General features: G+C 58.7%; 14 protein-coding genes. All 14 read left to right on the plus strand.

Translation table 11 applies throughout. The annotated features are described in order from the left end of the window. Positions 1–404 precede the first annotated feature (404 nt). The 14 genes from tssA to tssH are packed head-to-tail and all read left to right on the plus strand — an operon-like array spanning position 405 to position 13224. Positions 405–1967, plus strand: a complete 1563-nt coding sequence (gene tssA / locus QOL84_RS19965; protein ID WP_129386641.1) for a type VI secretion system protein TssA — start codon at positions 405–407, stop codon at positions 1965–1967. A 32-nt stretch (positions 1968–1999) separates the two neighbouring features. Further along, positions 2000–2503, plus strand: a complete 504-nt coding sequence (gene tssB, locus QOL84_RS19970; RefSeq protein WP_129386638.1) for a type VI secretion system contractile sheath small subunit — start codon at positions 2000–2002, stop codon at positions 2501–2503. Positions 2504–2528: 25 nt separating this feature from the next. Further along, entirely contained in the window at positions 2529–4004 is a 1476-nt protein-coding gene (gene tssC / locus QOL84_RS19975) for a type VI secretion system contractile sheath large subunit (protein ID WP_129386635.1), read from the plus strand. Positions 4005–4013: 9 nt separating this feature from the next. Continuing rightward, complete coding sequence (gene tssE, locus QOL84_RS19980; protein ID WP_122594477.1) at positions 4014–4421, plus strand: type VI secretion system baseplate subunit TssE; 408 nt, start codon at positions 4014–4016, stop codon at positions 4419–4421. 11 nt (positions 4422–4432) lie between these two features. Then, positions 4433–4933: a PAAR domain-containing protein gene (locus tag QOL84_RS19985; protein WP_283438306.1), complete on the plus strand. Its 501-nt coding sequence runs from the start codon at positions 4433–4435 to the stop codon at positions 4931–4933. Between the two features lie 14 nt (positions 4934–4947). Then, a complete protein-coding gene (locus QOL84_RS19990; protein ID WP_095119780.1) occupies positions 4948–5772 on the plus strand; it encodes a hypothetical protein in 825 nt (274 codons plus the stop codon). Next, positions 5762–6106 carry a hypothetical protein gene (locus QOL84_RS19995; RefSeq protein ID WP_150647520.1) on the plus strand — a complete coding sequence of 115 codons (345 nt, stop codon included), beginning with the start codon at positions 5762–5764 and terminating at the stop codon, positions 6104–6106. Before QOL84_RS19990 ends, QOL84_RS19995 begins: the two co-directional genes overlap by 11 nt. Positions 6107–6128: 22 nt before the next feature. After that, positions 6129–6536, plus strand: coding sequence for a hypothetical protein (locus QOL84_RS20000; RefSeq protein WP_283438307.1), 408 nt, complete (start codon positions 6129–6131; stop codon positions 6534–6536). 23 nt (positions 6537–6559) lie between these two features. Next, complete coding sequence (locus tag QOL84_RS20005; protein WP_122660257.1) at positions 6560–6937, plus strand: hypothetical protein; 378 nt, start codon at positions 6560–6562, stop codon at positions 6935–6937. Continuing rightward, positions 6934–7350, plus strand: coding sequence for a hypothetical protein (locus QOL84_RS20010; protein ID WP_283438308.1), 417 nt, complete (start codon positions 6934–6936; stop codon positions 7348–7350). Before QOL84_RS20005 ends, QOL84_RS20010 begins: the two co-directional genes overlap by 4 nt. Further along, entirely contained in the window at positions 7343–7768 is a 426-nt protein-coding gene (locus QOL84_RS20015; protein ID WP_283438309.1) for a hypothetical protein, read from the plus strand. The genes QOL84_RS20010 and QOL84_RS20015 overlap by 8 nt, the downstream gene beginning before the upstream one ends. Positions 7769–7796: 28 nt before the next feature. Next, positions 7797–9584, plus strand: coding sequence for a type VI secretion system baseplate subunit TssF (gene tssF / locus QOL84_RS20020; protein ID WP_283438310.1), 1788 nt, complete (start codon positions 7797–7799; stop codon positions 9582–9584). Continuing rightward, positions 9548–10555, plus strand: coding sequence for a type VI secretion system baseplate subunit TssG (gene tssG, locus QOL84_RS20025; RefSeq protein ID WP_283438311.1), 1008 nt, complete (start codon positions 9548–9550; stop codon positions 10553–10555). The genes tssF and tssG overlap by 37 nt, the downstream gene beginning before the upstream one ends. Before the next feature lie 11 nt (positions 10556–10566). Next, a complete protein-coding gene (gene tssH / locus QOL84_RS20030) occupies positions 10567–13224 on the plus strand; it encodes a type VI secretion system ATPase TssH (RefSeq protein WP_283438312.1) in 2658 nt (885 codons plus the stop codon). Position 13225 lies beyond the last annotated feature (1 nt).

Raw genomic sequence — 13225 nt, forward strand, 5'->3', positions numbered from 1 at the left:
TGTTCAAAGAAGCCGATGAATTTTAGGAAGAGTCCTACTTCTATTTTTTTCAGGAGTTGTCATGCTTGCCGCCGTGTATTGGGACGGGCGTCTGGCAAGATGCCTTGTCGGAGCAGCAGAGCGCTCTAGCTCAAGGTTTTGGCGGGGGAAAAGAAAATGCGGCGAATATAAATGACGCTCAGGGATTCCCTTGCGACATATAGGGCAATCTCCTACAGACCCCAATGAACACTTCGTCTTGTTGTTTAATCAGATGCTTGCTAGTGGCCATCATTGTGATTACGATGCGCCCACTTGAAAGAGCACATCTCAATTGGATGAGTCGCTGCACCGCTCTTCGATACTGTCCCGCGCCGCCGCAACTCCAATAGGCGCCTGACTGTAATCCTTAATAAAGGCCATGGATGTCCTACTCAAGCAAACTTTCCGCCCATTACCTCGAACTCGCTAAAGTCTCTGTTTCCAAAGAGAATTTCGCGGGCGAAGACGTACGCTTTTCGAGCGAATTCGAGGCCCTGGAAAGCGAGCTGGCCAAAGCCTCGTCGATGCACGAAAGCGGGCAGATCGACTGGCTGAAAATTCGCGAAAACAGCGAAAATCTTCTGCGTACCCAATCCAAGGATTTGCGTGTCGGCGCCTGGCTGACCTGGTCGCTGTACCAGCGTGAATCCTTCCCCGGGCTGCTTGCCGGCCTCGGGTTGCTGCACCATCTGTCGGAAAATCACTGGGCCGACGTTCACCCGCTCAAAGCCCGCACCCGTGCCGCCGCCATCGGCTGGCTGGTGCCGCGTCTTGAGCAGGTCATCACTGAAAACATCGCGATCAAAGAGCAGTTGCCGATGTTCCGGCAGCTCTCCGAGCACCTGTCCGGTCTCGAAGCGGCGTGCGCGGAACATCTGGGTGATGATTCGCCGCTGCTGCTGCCGATTTCCCGTCGCCTGAAAACCATGATCCAGCGCGCCGCCGACAATCAGCCGGCACCCGGTGTGGTGGGCGCAGCAGTGGCCCAGGTCAAACAGGCGGCGAGCCAGTTGCTCACCCCCGGCGCGCCGATCGACAACGAACGCGAGGCGCACAAAGCCCTGCGTGCCCAGCAGGAAAGCGCGCGGCCACTGTGTGCCTGGTGGCTCAAGCAGAAAGCCACCGACCTGCGCGCCCTGCGCCTGAACCGCACGCTGCTGTGGATGACCATCGACGCGGTGCCCGAGCGTAACGCCGAGCAGATCACTGTGTTGCGCGGTCTGCCGCTGGAAAAACTCAAGCTCTATCAGGACCGTTTCGATCAGGGCAAATACGCCGACCTGCTGGTGGAACTGGAGGCGAGCCTGGCGAAGGCGCCGTTCTGGTTCGATGGCCAGAGGATGGTCTGGGAATGTCTCCAGAACCTCAACGCCGAGTTGGCAATGCGCGAAGTGGAAATCCACTTCGCGCTTTTGATTCAGCGCCTGCCCGGCATCGTCGAGTTGCGCTTCCATGACGGCGCGCCGTTTGCCGATCCGTCCACCCGGGCGTGGATCGCCGCCAACGTCATGCCGCACCTGCAAAGCGCCAGTGCGCCGCGCAAGGTTGAAAGCGAAAACGTCGAAACCCAGCCGGCCTGGGAAAAGGCCCTCGAAGAAGTCCTGCCGCTGCTGCGCAAGGAAGGCCTGAAGCCTGCCGTGCAGACGCTCAAGCAGGGTTTGCAATCGGCCCACGGCGGTCGCGAACGCTTCTTCTGGCAGTTCGCCCTCGCCAGGCTGTGCTTCATGGCCAAGAAATACGAACTGGCCAAGAACCAGCTGGAAACCCTCGATCAGACATTACAGGACTCAGGCCTGCACGCCTGGGAGCCCGATCTTGCATTGGAAGTGCTGCATTTACTGCATAGCTGCTGCGAGTTGTTGCCGCAGAACCATGCCGTACGTGAACGCAAGGAAGAGATTTATCGCAGGCTGTGCCACCTCGATCTCGAAGTGGTACTCGAATAGGCCCCAGGGCCACAACCGCAAGGAGAAAAGCCATGGCCAAAGAAGGCTCGGTAGCCCCCAAGGAACGCATCAACGTCACCTTCAAACCCGCCACCGGCGGTGCTCAGGAAGAGATTGAACTGCCGCTGAAGCTGCTGGCAATCGGTGACTACACCCACCGCAAGGACGATCGCAAAATCGAAGATCGCAAGCCGATCAGCATCGACAAGATGACCTTCGACGAAGTGTTGGCCAAGCAAGAACTGGGTCTGACGCTGAGCGTGCCGAACCGTCTGCAGGAAGATGGCGAGGCCGACGAGCTGGCTGTGCAACTGCGCGTCAATTCGATGAAGGACTTCAACCCGGCCAGCCTGGTCGAGCAAGTGCCTGAGCTGAAAAAACTGATGGAACTGCGCGATGCGCTGGTGGCCCTCAAAGGCCCGCTGGGTAACGCACCTGCGTTCCGTAAAGCCATCGAAGGCGTGCTCGCCGACGACGAATCCCGCGGTCGCGTACTCGGTGAGCTGGGCCTGAACGCCGCAGCCACGGACGCCTGAGACTCCAGCCAAGGAAGCCAACACAATGAGCACTAGCGCAGCACAAGAGAAGAGCGCCGGCAACGGCGAGTACAGCATTCTCGACAGCATCATCGCCGAAACCCGTCTGACCCCGGACGACGAAGCCTACGACATCGCCAAGCGCGGTGTGTCGGCGTTCATCGAAGAACTGCTCAAGCCGCAGAACAACGGTGAGCCGGTCAAGAAAGCCATGGTTGACCGCATGATCGCCGAGATCGATGCCAAGCTCAGCCGTCAGATGGACGAGATCCTGCACCACCCGGAATTCCAGGCTCTGGAATCGTCGTGGCGTGGTCTGCAGTTGCTGGTCGACCGCACCAACTTCCGCGAAAACATCAAGATCGAAATCCTCAACGTCTCCAAAGAAGACCTGCTGGACGATTTCGAAGATTCGCCGGAAGTCATGCAGTCGGGCCTGTACAAGCACATCTACACCGCTGAATACGGCCAGTTCGGTGGTCAGCCTGTGGGCGCGATCATCGCTAACTACTACATGTCGCCGAGCTCGCCAGACGTCAAGCTGATGCAGTACGTGGCCAGCGTTTCGTGCATGTCCCACGCGCCGTTCATCGCTGCTGCCGGTCCGAAGTTCTTCGGTCTGGAAAGCTTCACCGGCCTGCCGGATCTGAAAGATCTGAAAGACCACTTCGAAGGCCCGCAATTCGCCAAATGGCAGAGCTTCCGTACCTCGGAAGACTCCCGCTACGTTGGCCTGACCGTGCCGCGTTTCCTGCTTCGTAACCCGTACGATCCGGAAGAAAACCCGGTCAAATCGTTCGTGTACAAGGAAACCGTTGCCAACAGCCACGAGCATTACCTGTGGGGCAACACTGCTTACGCGTTCGGCACCAAGCTGACCGACAGCTTCGCCAAATTCCGCTGGTGCCCGAACATTATCGGCCCGCAGAGTGGTGGCGCGGTTGAAGATCTGCCGTTGCACCACTTCGAAAGCATGGGCGAAATCGAAACCAAGATTCCTACTGAAGTTCTGGTTTCCGACCGTCGTGAATACGAACTGGCCGAGGAAGGCTTCATTTCCCTGACCATGCGTAAAGGCTCCGACAACGCGGCGTTCTTCTCCGCAAGCTCGGTGCAGAAGCCGAAGTTCTTCGGCATCAGCGCAGAAGGCAAGGCAGCAGAGCTGAACTACAAGCTCGGCACTCAACTGCCGTACATGATGATCGTCAACCGCCTGGCTCACTACTTGAAAGTGCTGCAGCGCGAGCAACTCGGTTCGTGGAAAGAACGTACCGACCTCGAGCTGGAACTGAACAAGTGGATCCGCCAGTACGTTGCCGACCAGGAAAACCCGAGCGCCGAAGTCCGTGGCCGTCGTCCGCTGCGCGCTGCGCAAGTGATCGTCAGCGACGTTGAAGGCGAGCCGGGCTGGTACCGCGTGAGCTTGAACGTGCGTCCGCACTTCAAGTACATGGGTGCCGATTTCACCCTGTCGCTGGTTGGCAAGCTGGACAAAGAGTAAGAGCGACTCATGGACGGATACGGCAGTCTTTTCGAACGCCTCAATGGCGACGCGGAACAGCGCAAGGGCAGGAGCCTCGAGGCTTCAGCCATGGCGTCTGTGGCTGCCCATCTGGCCAAAATGCTCAGCACCCGGGCCGGCAGCGTGCAAACGCTGTCCGACTACGGGTTGCCCGATCTCAATGACATGCGCCTGAGCCTGCACGACTCCCTGAGTCAGGCCCGCCTGGCCATCGAAAGCTTCATCGAAGCCTACGAGCCGCGCCTGAGCAACGTGCGTGTCATTTCCCTGCCGCGTGACCACGATCAGCTTCGCCTCGCCTTCAGTATCGAGGGTCTGCTGGAAGTTGAAGGGTTCAAGCGTCAGGTCAGTTTTTCCGCGCGCCTGGATGGCAGCGGTCAAGTCAAGGTCACCTAAGGAGATCCCCGATGTCTGGCAAACCCGCAGCACGCGTATCCGACCCCACCGCTTGCCCGCTCCCCGGTCACGGCACCAACCCGATCGCCGCCGGTTCCGGCGACGTGTTCTTCGACGGCCTCGCGGCCGCCCGCCAAGGCGATGCCTCGGCGTGTGGTGGTGCGATGTCGGGAGGTTTGGCGACCACTGTGTTGATCAACGGCAAACCTGCCGCGACGGTTGATTCGGTGGGTACGCATGGCAACAAGGTCACCGCCGGTTCTGGCACGGTGATTATCGGGAATTCGCATTCGCCTGTGGCGTTTGTGCCGCCAGTGCCTTTGATCATTCCGGGCTTCGATGCTCAGTTCCAGCTGAAAAACGGTCTGGGCAATCCGCTTGCGGATACTAAATACCTACTCCGTCGAGCGGATGGTTCTCTCGAAAGTGGAATCACCAATGAGTTGGGCCTGACTCATCGCGTGAAGGCCCACGCAGCTTCCGAAAAAATCGAAGTTTTTATTGAGAGCTGAGGGAGTACTCATTCATGGCCGAGGCTGAAAAAATCAATAAGGACGGGCAGGAATATGTGCCAGCTGGCGCGGCCGCGAGCACAAAAACCTCTGAGGTTGCGCCGGTAGAGTTGCAGGTTTGCCGCTGTAACGGAAAAGAAGTCACAACGCTGGCTGGCTACGACAGCATCCCGAGCTATACCGGCGAGCTGCCTTCTCCGTTGCAAATTATGTGGTACGTGCCAAAAACCAAAGAAATGCTCAAGGCAAGTTTCTCTGATACAGAAATTCGTGTCTGGATAAAGCAGGCGGCTGAATATTATGGCGTCCCGCATATTTTGCTGGCGGTTATTCTGCAGCAGGAGAATGGACCTAAGGGCAGTAAATTTCTTCAAACCATGCAATTCGGCGAACGGTCGCTGACTACTCTGCTGGCAATTGTTGACAACTTGGCTTTCGATGCCGTCCCGGACAAGTTGGCCGGTGGCTCCAGCGGCTTTGCCAATATGAGTAGGGCAACATTGCAGAAGTCCGTTCAATACACAGAGAACTATTACTGCAAGAAACCTTTGCCCGAAGACGTTCAATACCGAATTTTTGGCTGGAACCAGGACACGCGAATCCCGGGCGATGATTGGAAGGCAGACCTCTACTATTGCGCCGGCCATCTACGTGAACTGGTTGACCGGGCTACCGGGACTCGCTGTCACTCCGGAGCGCTGACCGCCGACCAGCTGAAAAAGGTGATTGCTTCCTACAACGGTTCGGGGCCGCTTGCCGAAAAGTATTCAACCGATGCTATGACGTTGTTAGACGCAGCGAAAGCAGGTACGGCGTGGTTGTATTTTTATGAAAGGTAAACTCTCGACGTCTACCACTCTTGCGCTTGCTGCCGGCATTTTGGCTGTGGGGGTTGTCGTGTGGACAAATATTTTCTCCAATTCGCTGATGCTGTTAATGGACGGCGTTAATTTTATTCCTGCGGAATCCTCAATCCTCGCCTTTGAACCTTATGAGATAAATCAAGGGTCGTCTTCCTATTGGATCTACGGTCAGGATGGGGAAAATTATTATTATTTTTCTTATGACGCGGCTGCGCCTTACATTTTTATTTCCAAAGCAAATATTTGTCAGGGGTTTGATCGCCTGAACTTCAAAACATGGTGCAGTGCGAAACAAGGTACGAAGAAATGATCAGCGAGGCATCGATCTGCTCATGAAACAGTTAAGGATGATTTCGATGTCGGGGTGGGCAGTGTTTTTCACGTTTTTCATCCCAGTGACTACCTACGCCGCTCAGCAGGTCTACAGCAATAATGTTTTCCTGCTGAACACCTGTGGCGTGCCTCTGGAATTGTCCGTGGTGCATGACTCCAACTATGACGATAAAGCCCGCCGCTTGGTGTTGGATCCAAATCAGCGCAGAACTATCGCCAACTACAGATCGTTCGGCGAGGACGTAGCCGGTCAGATCAGCGACCAGTACAGCCTGTCGATCAAGAGCCCGACGGCGACCAAAACCATCGACGCGCAGACGTTGCGAAAGGCTGTCGCAAGCACCGAAAGAACTGAACAAAAAGCTGTTCGTTCATGGGTCATTACTGATGGTTCTTTCTGCCCATGAAGTTTTTTAGCGGGAACGGCTCAGTGAAATCAAGAGCGTGGCAATGCCTGGCCGCTTTCCTCTGCTCGGTCGGTTTGCTGACGATTCTGGTCGGCTTCGCGCTGCTGTTGCGAATGGAAAGCTCGACCAAACCAAAGCTGTTCGCTCATCCCAACGCGTTGTGGGTGGGCGCCGAGGATGGCGGGGTATTCGTTGAAGTTACCAGGAACGAGGCGCCGGACTACTACGTCGAGATTCGCCACGAGAGTGGCGGAATGTGGACTGAGGGCTGGGTTCGATACGGCACACGGGACAGCTATCCGTTGAGCGCTGCCGCCATCGGCGGCTACGACGGCGTTGAACTCTATGTGTATTCGGCGATGGCGATCACGCCGAAAAAACAGGGAGTGGCGCAGCGATGAATATCTACGCGCGTCTTGCACTCTGTCTGGCGATTCACGCGGCGGGATGCGTGGCCTACGTGTTTCTGAATAACGCAGTGGTGGTGGCCTACAAGGCCTTCAACGGCGGATTCACCACCCGTGGCGTGGCGATTGGCATCGCCCACTACATGTTCATCTACATATTTTTTGGCATAAACGCGCTGGCCGCGATCATCCCGAACCAGTGGGCCAAGCTCGGTCTGCTCGCACTGATGGTTGCCTGGATTCTGTTCATGATGGTGCCGAACAACCCGCTACGTGCGCTGTTCTACACCGTGGCCCAAGGCGGAGTCACGTTGTTGGCGATTCTGCTCACGCAGGTGATTGAACTGCGTTGGGAAAGACTTGCGCTGATGCGGCAGACGTCGCCTGCGAGCCCTGCTCATGCTTAGTCGTGCGCAACTGAGCTTCTTCATGGCGGCCTTGTGGTGGCCACTGCTGGCGGTGTTGGCGATCAGTTCCTATGACCTGTGGAATGGCGAGTATTTAACATCCGAGTCGACCGGGATTTATTGGCAGTACCTGTTGTGGTGGGGAATTCCCGGGCTTCTGGGTTTCTCGCTGTGGATGTCCCGATCGGCGCAGCGCCGCAACGAGCAGCAGGCATTGCGGATGGTTTGGTGGGCGCCGGTGAAGTTCATCCCGTTCTATGCCGTGCCATGGATGCTGTATGGCTTGCTCAGTCTGGCCGTCGGTCAGCTCAGTGATGCCTACATGGCGTACGGCTGGATCTCGATTGTGCCGTTTCTCCTGATTGGCGGTTACGTCTGTGCCGGCGTGACGGTCGCGGTCTACAGGATATTTTTTTAAATGAGTTCCACTTCCAGGCAGGTAACCCGTGTCCTTTAACCACTACTACCAAAGCGAACTCACCGCACTGCGCCAACTCGGTCGCCGTTTCGCCGAGCGTAGTCCGGCGTTGGCGCCGTATCTGGGGCAGGCCGGGCGGGATCCGGATGTGGAGCGGTTGCTCGAAGGCTTTGCGTTTCTCACCGGGCGGCTGCGCCAGAAGCTCGATGACGAGCTGCCGGAACTCAGCCATTCGTTGATGCAATTGCTGTGGCCGAACTACATGCGCCCGCTGCCGGCGTTCAGCATTTTGCAGTTCGATCCGCTCAAGCGTTCCGGGCCGGCGTTGCGCGTCGAGCGTGATACGCCGATTGAAAGCAAACCGATCGAAGACGTGCGTTGCCGCTTCCGCACCTGCTACCCAACTGAAGTGTTGCCGCTGGATCTGGCGGCGCTGAATTACTCGGTGAAGGGCGACGGCTCGCTGCTCAGTCTGCGTCTGGAAATGAGCGCCGACGGTCACCTCGGTGAGCTGGAACTGAGCAAGCTGCGTTTGCACTTTGCCGGCGAGCGCTACATCAGTCAGATGCTTTACCTGAGCCTGCTGCGCAACCTCGAAGGTATCGAGCTGATCCCGCTCGACGGCGCCGGCAAGCCCATCGATGGCGTCAGCGGCAAGCCGATGGCGTTCAAGATTCCCGGTGATCGGGTCAAACCGGTGGGCTTCGCCGAAGAAGAAGCGTTGATCCCGTATCCGCTGAACACCTTCCGTGGCTATCGCTACCTGCAGGAATACTTCGCCTTCCAGGACAAATTCCTGTTCGTCGACGTCAACGGTCTGGACATCATCAACGCGCTGCCGGAAGACACGCTCAAGCAGATGCGCGGCCTCGAATTGCGCTTCGACATTCGCAAGAGTGGCATCATGCGCATGCGTCCGACGCTGGATAACGTGAAGCTATTCTGCACACCGATTGCCAACCTGTTCGCCCACGACGCACTGCCGATTCGCCTCGACGGTAAGCAGGACGAATACCTGCTACTGCCGGCGGAATTCGATCTGGAAAACTGCGGCGTGTTCTCGGTGGAAACCGTGACTGGCTGGAAGCCCGGCGGCCTCGGTTATCAGGAATACGTGCCGTTCGAATCCTTCGAGCACGACCCGAGTTTCGACGTGCCCAACAGCCGTCCGCATTACAGCATCCGCCAGCGTTCGTCCCTGCTGCACGACGGCCTCGACACGTACCTGAGCTTCGGTATTCGCCACACCGAAGCCCACGAAACCCTGTCGATCGAGCTGATGTGCACCAACCAGAACCTGCCGCGCAAGCTCAAGCTCGGCGACATCTGCATGGCCTGCGAAGAGACGCCGGAGTTCTTGAGCTTCCGCAACATCACCCCGGCGACTTCCAGCTTCGCACCGCCGCTGAACCGTGACTTCCTGTGGAAGCTGATCAGCAACATGTCGCTTAACTATTTGTCGCTGGCCGACGTCAATGCGTTGAAGGTGATTCTCGAAACCTACGACTTGCCGCGCTACTACGACCAGCACGCGGAGAAGGTCAGCAAACGCCTGCTCGGCGGCCTCAAGCACATCAAGCATCACCACGTCGACCGCTTGCACCGCGGTTTGCCGGTGCGCGGTTTGCGCACCGAACTGACCATCGACCCGGAAGGGTATATCGGCGAGGGCGACCTGTTCGTTTTCGCTTCGGTTCTTAACGAGTTTTTCGCGCTTTACGCCAGTCTCAATTCATTCCATGAGCTGCGGGTAAAAAGCACACAGGGAGAGGTGTACCAATGGACACCACGTATGGGCCTGCAGCCCCTGCTTTAAGCGGGCTGACGAAGGTAATACGCGAGTACTCGCTGTTTCAGGCCGTGCTGCTGGTGATCGACCGGCTGCGCGAAGCACACCCGCATCTGAGCGAAGACGATCTGTACGATCAGGTCGAGTTCCAGGCCAACCCGAGCCTCGGTTTTCCACGCAGTGATGTTGATCGCGTGGAGTTCTTCGAAGAGCACGGGCAGATGCGCGCGCGCATGCGTTTCAACCTGATCGGCCTGGTCGGCTCGGGTTCGCCGTTGCCGGCGTTCTACGGCGAACAGGCTCTGGGCGACAGCGAGGACGGCAACCCCACGCGCAACTTCCTCGACCTGTTCCACCATCGCCTGCAACGGCTGATGCTGCCGATCTGGCGCAAGTATCGCTACCGCGCAAGCTTCCAGAGCGGCGCGCTCGACCCGTTTTCGTCGCAGCTGTTTGCGCTGATCGGTCTGGGCGGTGAAGAGATCCGCAAGGCCAAGGAACTCAACTGGAAACGCCTGCTGCCGTACCTCGGTTTGCTCAGCTTGCGGGCGCACTCGGCGGCGTTGATCGAAGCCGTGCTGCGTTACTACTTCAAGCACGAAGACCTGGTCATCGAGCAGTGCATCGAGCGCCGCGTGGAAATCCTCGAAGAGCAGCGCAATCGTTTGGGCCGCGCCAACAGCCTGCTCGGTGAAGACCTGGTGCTCGGCGAGCACGTGCGCGACCGCAGCGGCAAATTCCGCATTCACATTACTGAACTCGACTGGCAGCGATTCCATGAATTCCTGCCGATCGGTTTCGGTTACCAGCCGCTCTGCGCGCTGGTGCGGTTCACTTTGCGTGACCCGCTCGATTACGACATCCGCCTGGTCTTGCGCCAGGAAGAAATCCGCGAACTGCGCATCGGTGAGCAGAACGCCTGTCGCCTCGGTTGGACCAGTTGGCTGGGCCGCGAAAAAGCGGACGGCGTGGTGACCCTGGGCAGCAAAATTCATTAAGGACGTGAGCCATGATCAACGTAGACCTGCAACAACTCATCCAGGCGCTGGACGCCGAAACCCGTCGTGATCTGGAACGTTCGGCCGAGCGTTGCGTGGCCCGTGGCGGCAGCAAGATCCTCGTCGAAGACTTGATGCTGGGCCTGCTGGAGCGTCCAAACGGCTTGCTCGCGCGCGCGCTGCAAGATGCCGATGTCGATGCCGGCGAACTCAGCGCCGCGCTGCAATCGCGCGTTGAGCACAGCGCCTCGCGCAACCCGGTGTTTGCCCCGGAACTGGTGCAGTGGCTGCAAGACGCGCTGCTGGTGGCCAATCTCGAACTGGGCCAGACCCAGGTTGAAGATGCGGCGCTGATCCTTGCGCTGCTGCGCAATCCGATGCGCTACGCCGGCAGCCGTTATCAGCCGCTGCTCGCCAAGCTGAATATCGATCGCCTGAAAGAATTTGCCCTGTCGCAACAGGAGCAACCGGCGGCCAACGGCAAGCCGGCCGCGCAGGGCGAATCGCTGTTGCAGCGCTTCACCCACAACCTGACCCAACAGGCCCGCGACGGCAAACTCGACCCGGTGCTGTGCCGTGATGGCGCGATCCGCCAGATGGTCGACATCCTCGCGCGTCGCCGCAAGAACAACCCAATCGTCGTCGGTGAGGCCGGTGTCGGCAAGACCGCCATCGTTGAAGGCCTGGCTTCACGCATCGCTGCCGGTGAAGTGCCGCAAGTGCTCAAAGGCGTTGAGCTGCTGTCGCTGGACATGGGCCTGTTGCAGGCCGGCGCCAGCGTCAAAGGTGAATTCGAGCGTCGCCTCAAAGGCGTGATCGACGAAGTCAAAGCTTCGCCGAAACCGATCATTCTGTTCATCGACGAAGCCCACACCCTGATCGGTGCGGGCGGCAATGCGGGTGGCTCCGACGCAGCCAACCTGCTGAAACCGGCACTGGCGCGTGGCGAACTGCGCACCATCGCCGCGACCACCTGGGCCGAGTACAAGAAATACTTCGAGAAAGACCCGGCCCTGGCCCGTCGTTTCCAGCCGGTGCAATTGCACGAACCGACCGTCAGCGAAGCGGTGACCATCCTTCGTGGTCTGGCCCAGGTTTACGAGAAAAGCCACGGCATCTACCTGCGCGATGACGCGGTGGTTTCGGCGGCTGAGTTGTCCGCACGTTATCTGGCCGGTCGGCAACTGCCGGACAAAGCCGTCGACGTCCTCGACACCGCGTGTGCCCGCGTGCGCATCAGCCTCGCCGCCGCGCCGGAAAGCCTTGAGCGTCTGCGTGGCGAACTGGCCGAAGGTGGCCGTCAGCGTCAGGCGCTGCGTCGCGATGCCGAAGCCGGTCTGCTGATCGACCACGAAGCACTGGACGCGCTGGAAGTTCGTCTTGAAGAAGCCGAAAGCGAAATGGTTGCGCTGGAAACCCAGTGGACTGAGCAGAAAGCTTTGGCCGAACGCCTGCTGGATCTGCGTCAACAACTGGCCAAGGCTCGCGAAGCCGCAGCAGTCGAGCCCTTGGTCACCGTTGAAGAAGACGCCGAAGGCACTGTCATCGAAACCGTTGTTGCCGAAGTCGAAGAAGGCCAAAGCGTCGAGGCTCTGGAAGCCCTGCTCAACGAAACTCACAGCGCCCTGACTGCCGCTCAGGTCAAAGAGCGTCTGGTCAGCTTCGAGGTGTGCCCGCGTCTGGTTGCCGAAGTGATCAGCGCCTGGACCGGCGTGCCGCTGGCGCAACTGGCTCGCGAACACAACGCCAAGGTCGCCAGTTTCGCCACTGACCTGCGCACACGCATCCGTGGTCAGGAACAAGCCGTGCACGCACTGGATCGCTCGATGCGCGCCACCGCTGCCGGGCTGAACAAACCTGATGCACCGGTCGGCGTATTCCTGTTGGTTGGTCCGAGCGGCGTCGGCAAGACCGAAACCGCATTGGCCTTGGCTGACTTGCTGTATGGCGGTGATCGTTTCATCACCACCATCAACATGTCCGAGTTTCAGGAGAAGCACACCGTTTCCCGCCTGATCGGTGCACCGCCAGGCTACGTCGGTTACGGCGAGGGCGGCATGCTCACCGAAGCCGTGCGCCAGAAGCCGTATTCGGTGGTGCTGCTCGATGAAGTCGAAAAAGCTGATCCGGATGTGCTCAACCTGTTCTATCAAATCTTCGACAAAGGCGTGGCCAACGACGGCGAAGGTCGCGAGATCGACTTCCGCAACACGTTGATCCTGATGACCTCGAACCTCGGTAGCGACAAGATCAGCGACCTCTGCGAAAACGGCGCGCGCCCGACGGCGGAAGTGCTCGAAGAAACCATTCGCCCGGTACTCAGCAAGCACTTCAAACCCGCGCTGTTGGCGCGGATGAAAGTGGTGCCGTACTACCCGGTTGGTGGCCCGGTGCTGCGCGAGCTGATCGAGATCAAACTCGGTCGTCTCGGCGAGCGTCTCAACCGTCGTCAGCTGGATTTCAGCTGGTGCCAGAACCTCGTCGATCACCTGTCCGAGCGTTGCACGCAGAGCGACAGCGGCGCGCGCCTGATCGACCATCTGCTCGACCAACACGTGCTGCCGTTGGTGGCCGATCGTCTGCTCGATGCCATGGCCACCGGTGAAAGCCTCAAGCGTGTGCATGCCACGCTCGACGGCGAATCCAGCGTGACGTGCGAGTTCGCCTGAG

Origin of the sequence: Pseudomonas helmanticensis (genome assembly GCF_900182985.1) — a bacterium.
Taxonomy (GTDB): Bacteria; Pseudomonadota; Gammaproteobacteria; order Pseudomonadales; family Pseudomonadaceae; genus Aquipseudomonas; species Aquipseudomonas helmanticensis.

Coding starts and splice junctions, on each gene's coding strand:
- QOL84_RS19990 (WP_095119780.1), top strand. CDS start 4,948: ATGGCCGAGGCTGAAAAAATCAATAAGGACGGGCAGGAATATGTGCCA.
- tssG (WP_283438311.1), top strand. CDS start 9,548: ATGGACACCACGTATGGGCCTGCAGCCCCTGCTTTAAGCGGGCTGACG.
- tssH (WP_283438312.1), top strand. CDS start 10,567: ATGATCAACGTAGACCTGCAACAACTCATCCAGGCGCTGGACGCCGAA.
- QOL84_RS20015 (WP_283438309.1), top strand. CDS start 7,343: ATGCTTAGTCGTGCGCAACTGAGCTTCTTCATGGCGGCCTTGTGGTGG.
- QOL84_RS19995 (WP_150647520.1), top strand. CDS start 5,762: ATGAAAGGTAAACTCTCGACGTCTACCACTCTTGCGCTTGCTGCCGGC.
- QOL84_RS19985 (WP_283438306.1), top strand. CDS start 4,433: ATGTCTGGCAAACCCGCAGCACGCGTATCCGACCCCACCGCTTGCCCG.
- tssC (WP_129386635.1), top strand. CDS start 2,529: ATGAGCACTAGCGCAGCACAAGAGAAGAGCGCCGGCAACGGCGAGTAC.
- tssA (WP_129386641.1), top strand. CDS start 405: ATGTCCTACTCAAGCAAACTTTCCGCCCATTACCTCGAACTCGCTAAA.
- QOL84_RS20010 (WP_283438308.1), top strand. CDS start 6,934: ATGAATATCTACGCGCGTCTTGCACTCTGTCTGGCGATTCACGCGGCG.
- tssE (WP_122594477.1), top strand. CDS start 4,014: ATGGACGGATACGGCAGTCTTTTCGAACGCCTCAATGGCGACGCGGAA.
- QOL84_RS20000 (WP_283438307.1), top strand. CDS start 6,129: ATGAAACAGTTAAGGATGATTTCGATGTCGGGGTGGGCAGTGTTTTTC.
- tssB (WP_129386638.1), top strand. CDS start 2,000: ATGGCCAAAGAAGGCTCGGTAGCCCCCAAGGAACGCATCAACGTCACC.